The sequence below is a fragment of the Burkholderia sp. Z1 genome, assembly GCF_014893795.1.
Lineage (GTDB): Bacteria > Pseudomonadota > Gammaproteobacteria > Burkholderiales > Burkholderiaceae > Burkholderia > Burkholderia theae.
Genome location: NZ_JACFYL010000002.1, coordinates 2518903 through 2535047 on the forward strand (window position 1 = coordinate 2518903; position 16145 = coordinate 2535047).

Consider the following 16145-nt stretch of genomic DNA (forward strand, 5'->3'; position numbering starts at 1 on the left):
TAATGCTTGTCATTTCCGGCCAAAACGACATGACCTCCCCACCCGCCAAGGACCGCCTCGGGCTGCGCCGGCCGACGATTCCGGTCGCCTATACGCGCCTGCTGCTGCAGGCGCTGGCCGCGCGCGGCGTCGACCTGGCCGCGGTGCGCGCCGGCACGGGCCTGCGCGACGCGGTGCTGGCCGAACCGGACGCGCGCGTCGCGCCGTCGCAATGGGGGCGGCTCGTGCTCAATGCGATCGAGATCGGTGGTGATCCGGGCATCGGGCTCGCGTTCGGGCTGCTGCTGAAGCCGACCGTGCACGGCTTTCTCGGCTACGCGACGCTGACCGCGCGGGACATCCGCGAAGCGCTGTCGGTCACGCAACGCTACTTCCGGATGCGCAACCGTCAATATCGCCTGACCTACGCGGAGGACGAACGCGGTGCGACGCTCGAACTGCACGGCGTGCAGGCCAGCCCGGTGCTGCAGCATCACGTGATGTTCGAGTTCGTGCTGACGGGGCTCGCGCAGAACATCTCGCAATGGGCCGGGCGCGCGTCGCCGCCGATCGCGCTGCGGTTCGTGTGGCCGGAACCCGCGTATTTCGCGCGCTATCGCGACCAGTTGCCGCCGGTCGAATTCGGCTGCGCGGCGAACGCGCTGTGGATCGCGCGGGACGTGCTCGACTGGCCGCTGCCGCTCGCCGATGAAGTCGCGCACCGGCAGGCGCTCGTGCAGGTCGAGCGCGAATACGCGCAGGTGCGCCAGGAGGAAGGCGATCTGGTCGAGCGCGTGCGCGCGGAACTGGCGCGCCGGGCCGGTGATTACCCGGGGCCCGAAACGCTCGCCGACGCGCTGCTCGTCTCGACGCGCACGCTGCGGCGGCGGCTGGAGGAAGCCGGTTCGAGCTACCGGCAATTGCTCGACGAAGCGCGGTTTCGCGACGCGAAGCAGCTGCTCGCCGCGTCGGATCTCGACCTGAAGACGATCGCCGAGCGGCTGCAATTCACCGACCCGGCGAATTTCACGCGCGCGTTCCGGCGCTGGGCCGGGCAGACGCCGAGCGCGTATCGGGAAGCGGCGGCGGGCGTGACCGTGCCGACGTCGACCAAAGCACCGGTGAGCGAATAACACTGGAATATCCGCGGCCCGGTGCAGCGGCCCGGGAGCGTCAGCATCACACGCCGGGCAACCCGTCGCCCCGCAATACCGGACGATCCGCCGAAAGCGTTGGCGTATGATGGGCGCCACATCAAAACGACGCTGCGCGAACCGGCGCCCGCTCCGACCCATGCCCAATCGCACCACCCTGATCGAGGCCACGATCGACCGTGTCGATACCAACCTCATCCGAGTCAAGGCCGATGTCAGGAACTCCCCGTCATACCGCGTGACGATGCAGAACGTCTGCTACTTCGTCACGGCCAACGACGTCGACGAGGACGCGTTCAAGCAGATCGAACAACTGAAGCCCGGCATGCCGGTGCGCGCGTGCACATTCGAGCATCGCGGCCGTCGCCGGATCGCGTGGATCAGGAGCGACAAGCTGGCGATCGCGCCCTACGACGTGGTCGCGCAAACGCGGCGGAACCTGTCGCTTCTAGCCTGGGCGTCGTGCCTGCTCGTGCTGAGCTTTGGGCTCGCTGCCGCGGCACTTCATTCGGGCTGGGCGTTCGTCTCGGCACTGGCCACTGTCGCGGGCATCGTGACGCTGATGGGCACCCTGCTCGCCATCGCCGGCTTGTCCGACCTGATCTTCCAGCCGCAGCGACGCGAAGCCCAGCAGAGCTGGCCCGGCGCACCGTCCGGTTTCGACGTGGAGCGGAGCCGCTCATGACGAACCACGCGATGCAGACCGTCTCGGGCCGCGTGACGGCAATCGGCCAGCAATCGATCGAGACGAAGGTCTGGAGCAACAACCTGGGCTGGACCACGCAAAGCATCGAGGAAATCACGCTTCACCTCGATTCGCTCGCGTCTCCGCTCATGTTCAGGACCAACGGGACGACGCGCCTGTTCATCGCCAACGGCGATCGATTGAACATCGCCTGTGTCGACGGCCAGGATCGCCAGATCGTCTACGGCATCCGCAACATGACCGACGGTTCGGCCTATCTGCTGCGCCCCGCCAAAGTCGCCAGCGCCCGGGCCGACGTCACCGTCATGCTCGGCTGCGTGGTCGCCGCCGCCGTGGTCAGCGGGATCGTATCCGTGGTGACGCTCAGCACGGAATCGATGTTCGACGTGTTCGCGCTGATCAGCGCGTGTGCAATCGGATTGGGCGTGCTGAGTGCGATCCTGCGCATCCTGTTCGGCGTGATCCTGTGGCCTGAAATCAGAAGACTGGCGCAGCCGGGCGGCAAACGCGAAATGAACGCGGCAACGACGGCGCTCTCGCTCACGCAGGAAGAAACCCCGCACGTGCGCATCATCTGATCGTGCCGGGCGCGGCCCCTGCGCGAGCGAACGAAGCACACCCCGGATCGCAGCGCAGCGGTCACCGCCTGACTCGCCGTCAGCGCGCGCCGCTCGTTCAGGTCAAATCGGATCCGCGCGAACGCGCATCGTCGCCGAGATAGATCCGCGCGCCACCATCCCCGTCGCCCGCATCGATCCGCACGTCGCCCGTTGCGGCGACGATCGCGTCATACACGGCATCAGAGACACACACCACCGGCACCGCGATCGCATACAGCTCGGCGGCCACGATCGCGCCGATCGAGATGATCAGGTCGCGCTCCTTCAGCACGATCGCAACCGGCCCCGTGCCGTTGCGCACGGCTTCCGCGAGCACGCTGCTGCTCGAACTCGAACCCTTCGCGTGCGGCATCACCATCACCTTGCCGGCGAGACTCGCGCCGGCCTGCGGATGCCCGCGATCGACGATCCTGCCCGCGCCCGAGTCGTAACCGCCCCAGAAGCTGAGCGGCTTGTCGAGCACGAACGGGCGCGCGCACGCGCTGCCCGGCACGAGCGTGTCACCCGTCAAACCCTTGCCCGTCGCTTCAGTCATCGAATCGCACCTTTCCTTCGAACGCCGATCGCACGCATTCGCGCATGCTGCCGTACGCCACCGTCACGCCGATGTTCGCGGGCGCATACGACGCCCATTTCCCCGAGTTGGTCATCACCAGCCCCGACAGTTGCTTCATCACGGGCGTGATGTACGTGCAGGTGTCGACGACGATCTGGATGCCGCGCGCGGCGAACTTGTCCGCGAGGCCGGTTTCGCCCAGCTCCCACAAAATGAACCGGCTCGTGTTCACGTAGAAATCACAGGCCGGCTTGCCGTCGAATGCGTCGAGCAACCGGTCGAGCGTGCGGAATTCGGCGAGCGAGAAATGCGGCGTGCCGAGCGCCACCGCGACGAGTTCATCGCCGTCCGCGCCGTGGTTCAGCGTGCGGCGAATCTCGTCGAGATCGGCCATCGAAACATCGACCGTGCGATGCGCCGCGCGGCCGTGCAATGCGGCGTCGAGCGTCGGCGCCTCGGGCGTCACGCCCACCGCATGGAACAGCGCGACGGCCCCGCTCGATGCGGCGGCCGCGCCCAGCGCCTTGAGTTCGTCTTCGGTGGTATCCGCCGGCAGCCCGACGATCGCCGGCACGACCGCGCCCGCGATCTTGCCGACAGCCAGGCCGAGCGCGGCGAAATGGATATCGCGCGACGGCAGGTGGCTGAAATCCGGCGCGTTGAACACGATCCGCGCGGCGCGGTTCGCTTCGACGTGAAGCCCCGCATACGGTGCGCGCCCGGTGATCGCGGCGGCCAGATCGAGGAAATCGCCATACCGGCTCGTGCGCGCGCCGAGCACCGAGTTCGCGAACACGATCGCATTGGATTCCGCCCACGCGATCTGCTCGCCTTTCGCGGGACGATGCTTCAACTGATACGGCGCGCACGTGAAACTCGATTCGCAGCCGAGTTGCAAATGCGCGTCCATCAGGCGCTGCGCGTCGCGCTGGATCGTGCGGTCGCCGTGGTACAGCTCGGGATGGATCAGGTCGAGCGACCCGACGTTCAGCGTGGTCGGCACCGCGACCTTCGCGCCCGTGTCGACGAAATACTCGACGAAATCGAGGCTGGTCTGGCCGTGGTAAAGACAGCCGTCGATATGCGCGGACGTGATGTCGATCAGGTGCGGCGCGGACATCACGTGCGCCGTGCGCGCGACGATCCGCATCGCGCGGGCGACGCCGTCGCCGAAATCCCCGCGCAACATTGCGTCGTCGCGGTCACTCAACTGCAGCATCGGTTGCTCCTCGTGACTCGTACCGGCGGCGCCGGCCCGTGAAATCCGTCAGAGGACTCTACAACTGGAAATAAAAACTGTCCAGATCGCCATCGATCCGGGCAGATTCAAAACCAATTTACGATCCGGAATACGCTGATCTCTGCACTCCGGCCCGCTCAAAGCGGCAGATGGCTCGAATTCCGCTCCAGTTCTCTGCAACGTGCGGCGCCGTCCGACAAGCCGGCCCGTCTAGCGTTGCGCGGTGAGGCTGAACAGTTCATCGCGCAGCGCCTTCGCACGGCCCTGGCCGAACTGCGTCTCGAATTCGTCCTGCGCGGCCTGCCACGCAACCTTCGCCTGCGCGAACGTGCGCTCGCCGAGCTTCGTGAGGCTCAGCGCATGCGCACGCGCATCGTGTTCGGACGCGGCCGTCGCGACGAAACCGTCACGCTGCAGCGGCTTCAGCGCGCGCAGCAGTGTCGTGCGATCCATCACGAGCGATTCGGCGAGTTCGCTCATCAACAGACCGGGCCGATGCGTGAGGTTCACCATGATCGAGAACTGCGCGGGCGTGACGCCGACCGGGGCCAGATGGCGTTCGTACAGCTGCGTGACGAAACGCGCCGCCTGACGCAGCGCGAGGCAGTTGCACGCTTGGGCAATCTTGATGTCGTTCATGTTTGGCAATTTATATGTGCATATGCATAAAGTCAATGTACACTCCGCCGTAACAGGGCCGGCGGCCGGCCGAGCGCATCCGGCGCCCCGCCATCGCGTCAAGGAGACGGACATGGACTACATCGACAAGCTGCGGATCTTCCGGTCGGTGGTCGAGATGCGCAGCTTCACGCGCGCCGCCGACATGCACGGCCTCGCGCGGCCTGTCGTGTCGCGTGCGGTCGCGGATCTGGAGGCGCGCTTCGGCAGCCGGCTGCTGCACCGGACCACGCGCCAGGTGTCGCTGACCGAAACGGCCGAGCGCATCTACGAGCGCTGCGCGGCCGTGCTCGACGAGCTCGACGCGCTCGAAGTGGAAGCGCAGTCGCAGACCCGCGAGCCCGAAGGCCTGCTGCGCCTCGTCGCGCATACCACCGCCGCGCTGAACCGGCTCGTGCCGCTGATCGCCGGCTTCAAGAGCGCGCATCCGAAGATCCGCCTCGACGTCACGCTGACCGAGCGCCCGGTCGATCTCGTCGGAGAAGGCTACGACATCGGCATCGTCGTGCCGTACATGCTGACGAGCGAAACGACCGTCGTGCGGCTGGTCGAGCGCATTCCGGTCGTGATCGTCGCGACGCCCGCGTATCTGCGCGCGCATTCGCACCCCGAGACGCCGGCCGACCTGGCCGATCATCCGTTCGTGCCGCTGTCGCCGTCGCTGCGCCGGCCCGCGCTGTCGTTCCGAGTCGACGGCGACACGCTGACCCTGCCGTACCGCTTCGACATCTCGTCGAACAGCCCCGTCTTCAATCGCGAAATGGTGAAGCACGACTTCGGTATCGGCGTCGTCCCGAAAACGCTCGTCGAAGCCGAACTCGCGTCGGGTGCGCTCGTGCAGTTGCTCGCGAACGCCGATCTCGTCGATGCGTTCGTCGAGATCAAGCTCGCGTACGCGAACCGCGCGCTGCTGCCCGCGAAGGTCAAGGCGTTCATCGACTACACGGCCGCCTATTGCGACCGCGAAGGCGGGATCGTTCCGGCGGCCGCCTGATCCGGCGCCCGGACGCGCCGGCCTGCCGCCGATTGGTACAGCCACGACACCAATTTGATCCAGCCCCGGCCATCGCTTCGCGCCACCGCAGCCCCTAACATGTGCACATGCACAACACTACGCTCACCGATGACGATTGCTTCGCGGTCCGGCAAGCCGCCCGCCGGATCTCGCAGTTCTACGAGCGTTACCTGTCGCGGGCGGGCGTCACGCCGTCGCAGTACAGCATTCTCGCGTTGCTGCGCGACCGGCCGGACCTGACGATGTCGGCGCTGTCGTCCGTGCTGGTGATCGAGCGCACCGCGCTGCTGCGCGCGCTCAAGCCGCTCGTCGGCGCGGCGCTGGTGACGGGACGGATCGAGCCGCCGTACCGCCGCCAGACGTTCGCACTGACCGCGCACGGCGAAACGAAGATCGCCGACGCGCACGTGCACTGGCTCGCCGCCCAGGAAGCGTTCGAACGGCGCTTCGGCCCGACGCAGGCGGCCCGGCTGAGAGACGAATTGTTCCGGATCACGCACAACCTGCCGGAACGTTAACCCCTTTCCCGATCGACGACGCGTCGTCGATCGCCTCAATCAGTGCATATACATAGGTGAATCGATGGATACGACCCAAGCCGCTGCCTCCCGCGAAGCAGCCACAATCGACCGGCCGGCGAAGCAGCAACGCCGCGTGCCGTGGATGCGCATCGCGGTGGGCGCCGTCGTCGTCGTGGTTGTCGCGGCCACGCTCGACTGGCTGTTCGTGCTGCGCTTCCAGGAAAGCACCGACGATGCGTATGTCGGTGGCGACGTGACGGTGCTCGCGCCGAAGGTCAACGGCTTCGTCGACCGGATTCTCGTGACCGACAACCAGCGCGTGAAGGCCGGCGACGTGCTCGTGCAGCTCGATGCGCGCGACTACGATGCGAAGCTCGCGCAGGCCGGCGCCGAAGTCGACAGCGCGCGCTCCGCCGTGACCGAACTCGAAGCGAAGCAGCAACTGCAATACGCGGTGATCGGCCAGCAAGCGGCGGACAAGAACGCGTCGTCGGCCGAACTGACGCGCGCCTCGTCGGACCGCGTGCGCTATCGCGAGCTCGTGAAATCCGATGCCGTGTCGAACCAGATCGTCGAGCGCGCGGACGCCGATTATTCGAAGGCCGGCGCGGCCGTCGAACGCAGTGATGCCGCGCTGCTCGCGTCGAAGCGGCAGCTCGACGTGCTCGGCGCGCAGCTCGCCGATGCGCACGCCCGCGTGAACACCGCGCTGGCCGCGCAGCGCGTCGCAGCGCTCAACGTCGAATACACGACGATCCGCTCGCCGGTCGACGGGTACGTCGGCAACCGCACCGGCCGCGTCGGCATGCTCGCGAACGTCGGCGTGCCGCTGCTGACGATCGTGCCCGCGTCGGGGCTGTGGATCGATGCGAACTTCAAGGAAGACCAGCTTCGCAAGATGCGGGCGGGCGATCGCGTCGACGTGTCGCTCGATGCGTCGAGCACGCGCCTGCGCGGCCGCGTCGACAGCGTCGCGCCGGCAACCGGTGCGACCTTCAGCGTGCTGCCGCCCGAGAACGCGACCGGCAACTTCACGAAGATCGTGCAGCGCGTGCCCGTGCGCGTGCATCTCGATCCGCAGCCGGGCCTCGAGCACGTGCTGCGCCCCGGCTTGTCCGCGGTCGTGACCGTGCATACCGACCACGCGAGCTGAGCGGGAGCCGACGATGACCACCGCGTTTTCCGGCGACCCCGCGTCGCAACCGACGAGGCAGCGCGTCTTCGCGTTCGCGCTGATGTGCGTCGGCTTCTTCATGGCGACGCTCGACATCCAGATCGTCGCGTCGTCGCTGCGCGATATCGGCGGCGGTTTGTCCGCAAGCCAGGACGAGCTGTCATGGGTACAGACGGCCTACCTGATCGCCGAGATCATCGTGATCCCGATGTCGGGCTGGCTGTCGAAGGTGATGTCGACGCGCTGGCTGTTCGTCGCCTCGGCCGTCGGCTTCACGATCACGAGCATGCTGTGCGGGCTCGCGTGGGACATCAACTCGATGATCCTGTTTCGCGGGCTGCAGGGCGCGCTCGGCGCCGCGATGATCCCGACCGTGTTCACCACCGCGTTCGTGCTGTTCCCCGGCAAGCAGCGGCTGATCGCGTCGACGACCATCGGCGCGCTCGCGTCGCTCGCGCCGGCGATCGGCCCCGTGATCGGCGGCTGGATCACCGACCAATGGTCGTGGCACTGGCTGTTCTACCTGAACCTCGTGCCCGGCATCGCCGTGGCCGCGCTCGTGCCGCGCTACGTGCATATCGACGAACCCGATCCCGGCCTCATCAAGCGCGGCGACTATCTCGGCATCGTGCTGATGTCCGGCTTCCTCGGCTGCCTCGAATACGTGCTGGAGGAAGGCCCGCGCAAGAACTGGTTCGGCGACGACGCGATCGTCATCTGTGCATGGATCTCCGGCATCTGCGGCTTCCTGTTCATCGTGCATGCGCTGACCGCCAAGGATCCGATCGTCGACCTGCGCGCGCTCGCCGTACGCAACTTCGGGATCGGCAGCCTGCTGTCGTTCGTGACCGGTATCGGCATCTTCGTGACCGTGTTCCTGACGCCGCTGTTTCTCGCACAGGTGCGGGCGTTCAGCTCGCTGCAGATCGGCATCGCGCTGCTGTCGGTCGGCGCGTTCCAGTTGCTCGCGCTGTGCGCGTATGCGTTCGCCGCACGCTACGTCAGCTTGCGCGCGCTGCTCGTGTTCGGGCTCATCTGCTTCGGCCTCGGCTGCTACCTGTACACGCCGATCACGCACGATTGGGGCTGGCGGGAACTGCTGCTGCCGCAGGCGCTGCGCGGCATCGGCCAGCAGTTCAGCGTGCCGCCGATCGTGACGATGGCGCTCGGTTCGCTGCCGCAGTCGCGACTCAAATCGGCGAGCGGCCTGTTCAACCTGATGCGCAATCTCGGCGGTGCGATCGGCATCGCGGTGAGCGCGACGATGCTCAACGACCGGCTGAACTTCCACTACCTGCGCCTGAACGAGCACGTGAGCGCCGGCGAACCGCAGATCGCGTCGCTGCTCGACCACCAGGCCGCGTACTGGACGTCCATAGCGGGCAATACGCTGAACACCGCGCAAGCGGGGCTCGCGAACCTGCATCACCTGATCTATCGCGAAGCGCTGACGCTGACCTACGCGGATGCGTACTACGCGCTGTCACTGTGCTTCGTCGTCGCGCTGCTTGCCGTCGCGTTTTCCAAACCCATTACCTTGAACGCGCCGCCGCCGGACGCGCACTGAGAATCTCATCATGAAAAAGCTACTCGTCGCCCTCGCCGTCAGCGCGTTCGCCGCAGGGTGTGCGGTGCAGCCCGCGCAGCATCCGGCGCTGCACGATTCGGTTCAGACGCTCGCGCCTGCTGCATGGGATACCGATGTGCCGCGCGCGGACATCGACGCCGCCGCGTGGTGGGCGCAATTCCACGACCCCGTGCTCGACCGGCTGATCGCGACCGTGCTCGACGGCAACCTCGACCTGCAGGCCGCCGCCGAACGCGTAAAGCAGGCGCAGGCGCTGACCGTGCAAAAGCGCGCGGTGCTGCTGCCCGAACTCGACGCGACCGCGCATGCGGCCGACGCGCGCCAGAACACGCCGCCGCCGCTCGGCTATGTGCGGCAGGCCGGCGCGGGGCTTGCACTGAGCTGGTCGCCCGATGTGTTCGGCGGCGAACGGCTCGATTTGCTCGCCGCGCAGGCCGAACTGGTCGGGCAGAAGCATGCGGAAGATGCGATGCGGCTCGCGCTCGCGGCCGACGCGGCATCCGCGTATGTCGATCTGCGTTGGGCGCAGCAGGAACTGAAGATCCTGCAGGACAACGCGAAGATCCGGCAGCACGCGCTCGAACTCACGCGCAAGCGGCAGGCGTTCGGGCTGTCGACGGAACTCGACGTCACGCGCGCGCAGAACCAACTCGACGCGCTCGAAGCCCGGATTCCGCCGACGCAGGCGCAGATTTCGCATCAGCTCAATCTGATTGCCGTGTATTCGGGGCGCACGCCGGAATCGGTCGATCGGCTCGTGTTGGTGCAGGCGGGCGAGATTCCCGCGCCGCCGGTCGGGTCGCCGGGGACGTTGCCTTCGCAAGCATTGTTGCGGCGGCCTGATGTGTTGAGTGCGTATGCGCAGGTCGAGCGGCGTGCAGCGCAAGTGGGTGTTGCGAAGGCCGAGCGGTATCCGAAGTTTTCGCTGAACCTGACGGACGGGATTCTGGCGGCGTCGTATCTCGGGTTGCCGACGCTGACCGACAACCTGTTCAGCGCGGCGTTGAGCGCGACGAGCCCGATCTTCAACGCGGGGCGTATTACCGCAGATATCACGCAGAGCGAAAGCCGGATGCGCGAGTCGGAACTAGGGTTAAGGCAGACGATGTTGCAGGCGTTGCGGGAAGTCGAGGATGCGCGTGCGAATCTCGTCAGTTCCGATGAGGCGACGCGGAGGCTCGATAGCGCGTTGGCGGCTTCGGACAAGGCGCTCGGGTTGGCGAATCAGCTCTATAAAGGCGGTGCGACGGATTTTCTGGATGTGCTGTCGGCGCAGGAGGTTTATCTAAGGGATTCGGATTCGCTCAATCAGGTCAAGCGCGAGCATGCGCTGGCCGCGGTCGCGCTTTATCGGTCGCTTGGGGGTGGGTGGAGCAGGAATGAGGCGGCGGTTGGGCCGGGGGCGGAGGCTGTGGCGGAGAATTGAAGGCCGGAGGGACGTCGGGTTGGAAGGGATTATCAGAGATTTCGTGTTCGAGGCATGACGTGACGCAACTTAGATCAAGGTTACCCCCAAGGCACCGCCAAACCCGCTACCGCGATCAACAAGCGAAACGGCAAAGGTAGCAAAACGGTCGAGGTGACGGCATAGCAGTCCCTTCCGCTCGAACCGATTTACGCGGTCGTCTTTTTCGACGCGCTGAGGATCAAGATTCGCGAGGATGCCGTGGTGCGCAACAGGGCGATCTGTCTGGCGCTGGGCATCCTGCCGGACAACGCACGTGACATTCTCAGCCGCTGAATCGAAGGCACAGAGGGCGCCAAATTCTGGATGGGGTCTTCAAGGATCTGAAGACGCGCGCATCAGTGACATTCTGATTGTCGTCACCGATGGCCTGAAGGCGATGTCCAAAGCACTGGCTGCGATGCTTCTCGTTGCTCAATGTTTGCCACTTGGGGCATCGACTCTGCCCATGGGAGGCTCATTGCCTGTTTCCTCCGTCTCGATTAAACCGATTCCATTCCCGGTCCACCACCCCTTGTGCGATGTACGGATCGTTGTCCGCGGGGCGAATGCCTGGGTCGTTTGCATCTCCTTTCTGGCCATCGGCTACCATGATGCGAACCCTGTCACCAGGCAGAAAGATCATCCATAAACCGCCCATGATTTTTCCATACTTCGGTATCCGAACGTTTTCGGCCTTGTACCAGTCGCCCCGCGTCTTGCCGTCCTGCTTCTTGTCAACCAGCCAACGCACCGTCAACTTCAGATCCGGCTGCCAGACAGAAGGGATGTCGCTACAGCACATATCGCCGCCACCGCCAGACGGTTTGCCGTCCGCCCTTACCGGTGACACATTGGGGCCAGCGCCGGCCACACCTGATCCCTCAGGACTTTCAAGCCCCCACTGGTGGATGTACCAAGGTGAATAGTTCAGAGTCGATGCGCCAATGCTCAGCGTGTCGTAGTGCTTCGGCAGGTTAGACAGGTCAAGCGGCTGCGCAATCGGACCGGGGTGCTTGTCACATGCTCCGAGGCCAAACACGGCCGCAAAGGCAACGATCTGGATCGCACGTCGCCCGTAACAGGAAAGTCGGTCGGTCATCGTGAATAAGTCTACGGATTAACAGGACACCAGGGCTGCTCCGCCCCGGATCGCCTTAAGCTTGCACTCGACGCAGATTTTCTTCGGACACGGATCAAAAATCTGGCCCTTAGGTCCTGGCAAGTAGTGAGAGACTGCGTACGTAGCAGATTCTCCTGTCGCCCCGCTCACCACGTCGCTCGCATCCATATTCAAGAAGATGCCGCTAACCTCGGCGTGGAATTGGTGCGCGCGCAGCAGGATCTGCTTCTGCGCCCGCGCCATACACGCTGGCCGAGCCGATCCCAGTGGAACTACACCTTGGCCCCGCCGAACTCGTCGGTATAAATGCCGACTGCGGAACCACAACGGTCGCCGTCTACATCTGCATAGCGGGCTTATGGTGTTCGGATGGGCTGCAAAAAGGCACAGATTTGCGTTGCACCTCAATCTCAACCAGGAAGAAGTACACGTTCGGCTCGCCGCAGGCGTGCAAGCGCAGCATCAGACGACACGCCACACCCTGCGCCCGACGGCTACGTCACGTTACAGCGACGGCCGCTTCAGCTTCACCCAGCGCTGCACCGACGGCCGCTCCCACTGCGCGCGCGCATAGTCGGCGAGCCGCTGCGGCACCGGATCGTCGTTCAGCACCAGACGATTCAGCATCACCGCCAGATCGACATCCGCAATGCTCCACTCGCCGAACAGGTTTGCCGCGCCCGGCGCGAGCAGCTTGTCGGCGGCCACGAACAGCTTCTGCGCGGCGGCCAGCGCCAGACTCGACAGCGGCTCGCTCGTCGGGCCGTAGAACAGCACTTCGGTCGATCGTTCCGTGCGGATCGGCATCAGGTCGCTGCGCAGCCACGCCTGTACCTGCCGCGCCCGCGCGCGCTGGCGCGGCTCGGCCGGATAGAGCCGCGTGCCCGGGAATGTCTCGTCGAGATACTCGGTAATCGCCGACGATTCCGACAGCGCGAAATCGTCGTGCACGAGCGTCGGCACGCGTTGCGTCAGCGACGTCGCCGCATAGTCCGGTGCGAAATGCGCGCGGTTGCCGAGATCGACGGTCACCAGTTCGTAAGGCAGCGATTTTTCCTCCAGCGCGACGAAGACCGACATCGCGTAAGGGCTCGCGTATTGCGTATCCGCGTAGAGGCGGAGATTACCGGTTTGCACTGCAGGCTCCTTGTGGGTACGGAGGTCGGCAACTGCGGGTTGGTGCGCCGACAAGCTCCGGTGGTCAATGCGGTGTGCGTGACAGATTAGCAGTGGCTTGAAACGCGGTGTGAGTGGTTTCGTGTGCGTGGTGGCTGCGCGGTCATCCGGCGTCGGGCCAGCGGTATCCGATCACTTCGTTCAGCGGATACGCGAGTTCGCGCACTTCTTCCAACTGGTTGCCGCCGAACAGATGCACGTGTTCGGCGTCGTGACGCAGGTAGAACCCGACATGCCCTTTCCAGCTCGCGGGATCGTCGCGCGTCAGGATCGCGATGCAGCCGTACACCGGACGCTCCAGCGGCCGGCCCCATTCGAGCCACGAGCGCGCGAGCGCGGAGCCCGTGCCGCGAATGCCGGCGTGCGTCATGCACCAGTTGACGAACGACGAGCACCAGGAAATTTTGTCGTCGTAGCCGACCAGATTCGTCTGGTTGTTGTATTCGACGATGCGCGGGTTGATGCTGCCGGGCGGGTGGCGGCGGATGCCGAGTTCGGCCAGCGCGACGGACATCCACGGCGGATGGCCGGCCTCATGTTTGCTCTCAGAGTTCGATCGGATCACTTCGTTCTCGGGCGACTGTGATTTGTGGTCACGATCTTCGCACGAATGCCGCGGAGCGACGAGTGGCTCCGGCACCGTGACGCCGGACGAATGATCCGTCCCTCACGCATTCCCCACTCCCGGTGGGAAATGAAGCGACCAAACAGGCGTTTTTCAACACGTCCCGGCGCCCCACACTGCGTCTGTCCGCCGGTTTTCGGCTCTTTCCGACGAGGTCAACCATGACGCAGCCCCTTCTCCCCCGCGACGACACCTATGCACGCGGTCTCGCGTTGTTCGAGCACCTGCACGGCGCGCATAGCGGCAAGGATCTCGCCGAGTCGCGCGAAACCCTCTGCCCGGATTTCCTGACGATGACGATGCAATGGGCGTTCGCCGGCGTGCTCGACCGGCCCGGGCTCGACCTGGCGACCCGCGAGCTGGTCGTGATATCCAGTTGCGTGACGCTCGGGTACGCGTTGCCGCAGTTGCGCGCGCACGTCGAAGCCGCGCTGGTCGCCGGCGCGACGCGCGAGCAGATCATCGAGACGATCCTGCAGACGATGTTCTATGCGGGCGGTGCGGCCGTGAACAACGCGCTGGGCGTCGTCGCGGAAGTGTTCGCCGCAGCGCCTGACACCGGCGAACTCAAGGCGCCGAATCCTGAACCGCAAAATGATCCAGCGCGAACGCGATGAACGCGCGGAGTTTGGCGGGCGCTCCGGTATCGCGCGCATAGAGCAGGAAAAAATCGCGGCCGCGCGATTCGTACGCGGCCAGCAGCAGACGCAGGCGGCCGGCGTCGAGGTCGGCCTTGACCAGCCCGAACGGCTGCAGGATCACGCCGCCGCCAGCCAGCGCGGCCTCGCGTAGCGCGGGGCCGCTGTCGACGCGCAACCGGTACGTGACGGGCACTTCGATCGCGCCGTCCGGCCCGTCGAACCGCCACCGATAACGCGGCCCCCAGCGCGTATGGCCGAGGCAATCGTGATTCAGCAGATCCTGCGGCCTAGCCGGTGTGCCGTGGCGCGCCAGGTATTCCGGCGACGCGCACACGACCATCCGGTAGTACGACGGCAACGGCCGCGCGACGAGCGACGAATCGGCCAGCGGCCCGACGCGAAACGCGAGATCGATACCGTCGCCGACCGGATCGACCGCCGCATCGGTCAGCACGAGCTCGATATCGACACGCGGATATTGCGCGAGAAAAACGGCGACCGCCGGCGCGAGCTGCGTGACGCCGAACGAAATCGGCGCCGCGATGCGCAACTGGCCGGCTGGGTCGCCGCCTAGTGCCGACGCGGCGTCGTCGGCCGTCTCGACCCGATCGAGGATGTCGCGACAGCGCTCCAGATACAGCGCGCCGGCCTCGGTCAGATGGTGACGTCGCGTCGTGCGGTGAAGCAGCTTCACGCCGAGACGCGCTTCGAGCGCGTTCAGATGCTTGCCGACCATGCTCGGCGACAGACCGAGCCGCTCGGCCGCGGTGGTCAGACTGCCGGTACTGACGATCTCGACGAACACCGACATGCTATCGAAGCGATCCATGGTGGTTGGGTGGGGTGAAATGGGGGGGAGCGTCTGGGTCGGCGCAATCGGGCGGGTGTTGCGCTCAATCTTCGCATGAATGCGGAGGGTGGCCGTGCCATTCCCGCGTTGTGGTTTTCTTTCGGTTTGCTTGTGTTGTGTTGGCTGTGGACGCTTACGGCCGTCATGCGCGTTGCGGATTCAAGGCCGTAGTGGTCATGGCGACATGACAGTTGTTAAAGGTGGCCGTCGAAACGCGTCGCAGCATCCGCAGACGGTAGCGCCCCGTCGGTCGGCCGCGTTCGTGCGGAAACGGTAATCCAGCAGCCAAGGCCGCGCGAAGCGGCCCCGGCCTTTTAGAGTGCAAACGGGTTTCGCCCGCCCGGCTGATGATCGGGCTGCTCGCGCAGTGCAAGCCCGGCGTGGTCAGGCCTGATGCAGATTTGCCGGGTTATGTGATTGATCTCGAGATAGACGAGATCACCCGGTTGAAATCCGAACAGCTTGAAATGCGCATCGACGACGCTCATCCAGGGCAGGTACGGCCAGCCCCGCTTGGGCTTGTCAGGCGTGCTGCGGAGAATCATCTGAAGCACCGTGCTCGGCTTGCGCGGTTTGCGCTTCTTGGGACGTGAATTACTATTGGCGTCAGCCATTTTCAACTCCTTGTTCGAGTTGGTTGTGGTCAGCGGGTCGTTTGGGTTGCCGCCCATGCGGCCCGCGCTTCTTTGCTGCGTTGAAATCCCCTTCTCTATTCCCTCTTCCCTTCGTTGCGTCTTGTCTGGCAAGACGATCGTTCTATCGACCACCGGTGCGAAGAGTTCTGCGTTCAACTTCCGATGGACGAGAAGCAAGGCTTCATGACCAGTGTAGCTGCGCTGGCATCTCAGAAATGGGGAGTTGAGGGGGATTGGCCAATCGGTATAGGGATGCAATCGGCACAAAACTGACGCTGTGAATGGGGCATTTGACGTTCCTTTGTGCTCGCCGAATTCCTAAAACTAGTCGACCGGAGTGACCATGGTTTGCCGCTGCCGACCCTGAGTTGCCGTTCGACTCGGCGCGACGTCTACGGCAGCTTCCAAGAAGACACAGTC

General features: G+C 65.3%; 17 protein-coding genes and 1 pseudogene. 10 read left to right on the plus strand and 8 right to left on the minus strand.

Going from position 1 to position 16145, the window contains the following annotated elements; translation table 11 throughout:
• Positions 1-2: 2 nt before the first annotated feature.
• From H3H55_RS28205 to H3H55_RS28215, 3 genes are all read left to right on the plus strand, one after another.
• Positions 3-1112 carry an AraC family transcriptional regulator gene (locus H3H55_RS28205; protein WP_193101085.1) on the plus strand — a complete coding sequence of 370 codons (1110 nt, stop codon included), beginning with the start codon at positions 3-5 and terminating at the stop codon, positions 1110-1112.
• A gap of 160 nt (positions 1113-1272) precedes the next feature.
• Positions 1273-1818, plus strand: coding sequence for a hypothetical protein (locus tag H3H55_RS28210; RefSeq protein WP_226800390.1), 546 nt, complete (start codon positions 1273-1275; stop codon positions 1816-1818).
• A 32-nt stretch (positions 1819-1850) separates the two neighbouring features.
• Positions 1851-2417, plus strand: coding sequence for a hypothetical protein (locus H3H55_RS28215; protein WP_319022333.1), 567 nt, complete (start codon positions 1851-1853; stop codon positions 2415-2417).
• A gap of 97 nt (positions 2418-2514) precedes the next feature.
• Here the strand turns inward: H3H55_RS28215 and H3H55_RS28220 are convergent, their stop codons facing one another.
• From H3H55_RS28220 to H3H55_RS28230, 3 genes are all read right to left on the minus strand, one after another.
• Positions 2515-2994 (minus strand): aconitase X swivel domain-containing protein, encoded by a 480-nt coding sequence (locus H3H55_RS28220; RefSeq protein ID WP_193101088.1) that lies wholly within the window; start codon positions 2992-2994, stop codon positions 2515-2517.
• A complete protein-coding gene (locus H3H55_RS28225) occupies positions 2987-4234 on the minus strand; it encodes an aconitase X (RefSeq protein ID WP_193101089.1) in 1248 nt (415 codons plus the stop codon). The genes H3H55_RS28220 and H3H55_RS28225 overlap by 8 nt, the downstream gene beginning before the upstream one ends.
• 231 nt (positions 4235-4465) lie before the next feature.
• On the minus strand, positions 4466-4894 hold the full coding sequence (locus H3H55_RS28230) for a MarR family winged helix-turn-helix transcriptional regulator (protein ID WP_129516779.1): 429 nt from the start codon (positions 4892-4894) through the stop codon (positions 4466-4468).
• Between the two features lie 112 nt (positions 4895-5006).
• Here H3H55_RS28230 and H3H55_RS28235 point away from each other — a divergent pair, with 112 nt between their 5' ends.
• From H3H55_RS28235 to H3H55_RS28260, 6 genes and pseudogenes are all read left to right on the plus strand, one after another.
• Complete coding sequence (locus tag H3H55_RS28235; protein WP_193101090.1) at positions 5007-5927, plus strand: LysR family transcriptional regulator; 921 nt, start codon at positions 5007-5009, stop codon at positions 5925-5927.
• A gap of 107 nt (positions 5928-6034) precedes the next feature.
• The gene (locus H3H55_RS28240; protein ID WP_193101091.1) at positions 6035-6466 is read left to right on the plus strand and encodes a MarR family winged helix-turn-helix transcriptional regulator; all 432 of its coding nucleotides are present in this window, start codon (positions 6035-6037) and stop codon (positions 6464-6466) included.
• A 64-nt stretch (positions 6467-6530) separates the two neighbouring features.
• Positions 6531-7622 carry an HlyD family secretion protein gene (locus H3H55_RS28245; RefSeq protein WP_193101092.1) on the plus strand — a complete coding sequence of 364 codons (1092 nt, stop codon included), beginning with the start codon at positions 6531-6533 and terminating at the stop codon, positions 7620-7622.
• A 13-nt stretch (positions 7623-7635) separates the two neighbouring features.
• Positions 7636-9210 carry a DHA2 family efflux MFS transporter permease subunit gene (locus H3H55_RS28250; RefSeq protein ID WP_193101093.1) on the plus strand — a complete coding sequence of 525 codons (1575 nt, stop codon included), beginning with the start codon at positions 7636-7638 and terminating at the stop codon, positions 9208-9210.
• Positions 9211-9220: 10 nt separating this feature from the next.
• Positions 9221-10657, plus strand: a complete 1437-nt coding sequence (locus H3H55_RS28255; protein WP_193101094.1) for an efflux transporter outer membrane subunit — start codon at positions 9221-9223, stop codon at positions 10655-10657.
• Between the two features lie 165 nt (positions 10658-10822).
• Positions 10823-11099, plus strand: a pseudogene (locus tag H3H55_RS28260) (transposase); the annotation flags it as partial.
• 54 nt (positions 11100-11153) lie between these two features.
• Here the strand turns inward: H3H55_RS28260 and H3H55_RS28265 are convergent.
• The 3 genes from H3H55_RS28265 to H3H55_RS28275 form a co-directional block, all read right to left on the minus strand.
• On the minus strand, positions 11154-11777 hold the full coding sequence (locus tag H3H55_RS28265) for a DUF3304 domain-containing protein (RefSeq protein ID WP_193101095.1): 624 nt from the start codon (positions 11775-11777) through the stop codon (positions 11154-11156).
• Positions 11778-12302: 525 nt separating this feature from the next.
• Positions 12303-12935 carry a glutathione transferase gene (gene yfcF, locus H3H55_RS28270; RefSeq protein ID WP_193101096.1) on the minus strand — a complete coding sequence of 211 codons (633 nt, stop codon included), beginning with the start codon at positions 12933-12935 and terminating at the stop codon, positions 12303-12305.
• 142 nt (positions 12936-13077) lie between these two features.
• Complete coding sequence (locus tag H3H55_RS28275) at positions 13078-13488, minus strand: TIGR02594 family protein (RefSeq protein WP_193102192.1); 411 nt, start codon at positions 13486-13488, stop codon at positions 13078-13080.
• Between the two features lie 272 nt (positions 13489-13760).
• Here H3H55_RS28275 and H3H55_RS28280 point away from each other — a divergent pair, with 272 nt between their 5' ends.
• Positions 13761-14216 carry a carboxymuconolactone decarboxylase family protein gene (locus tag H3H55_RS28280; protein ID WP_193101097.1) on the plus strand — a complete coding sequence of 152 codons (456 nt, stop codon included), beginning with the start codon at positions 13761-13763 and terminating at the stop codon, positions 14214-14216.
• Here H3H55_RS28280 and H3H55_RS28285 read toward each other — a convergent pair.
• Together H3H55_RS28285 and H3H55_RS37400 are read right to left on the minus strand one after the other, a co-directional pair.
• Positions 14167-15069 (minus strand): LysR family transcriptional regulator, encoded by a 903-nt coding sequence (locus H3H55_RS28285; protein ID WP_226800391.1) that lies wholly within the window; start codon positions 15067-15069, stop codon positions 14167-14169. The genes H3H55_RS28280 and H3H55_RS28285 overlap by 50 nt on opposite strands.
• A gap of 335 nt (positions 15070-15404) precedes the next feature.
• Positions 15405-15881, minus strand: coding sequence for a hypothetical protein (locus H3H55_RS37400; protein ID WP_226800392.1), 477 nt, complete (start codon positions 15879-15881; stop codon positions 15405-15407).
• Between the last annotated feature and the right edge of the window lie 264 nt (positions 15882-16145).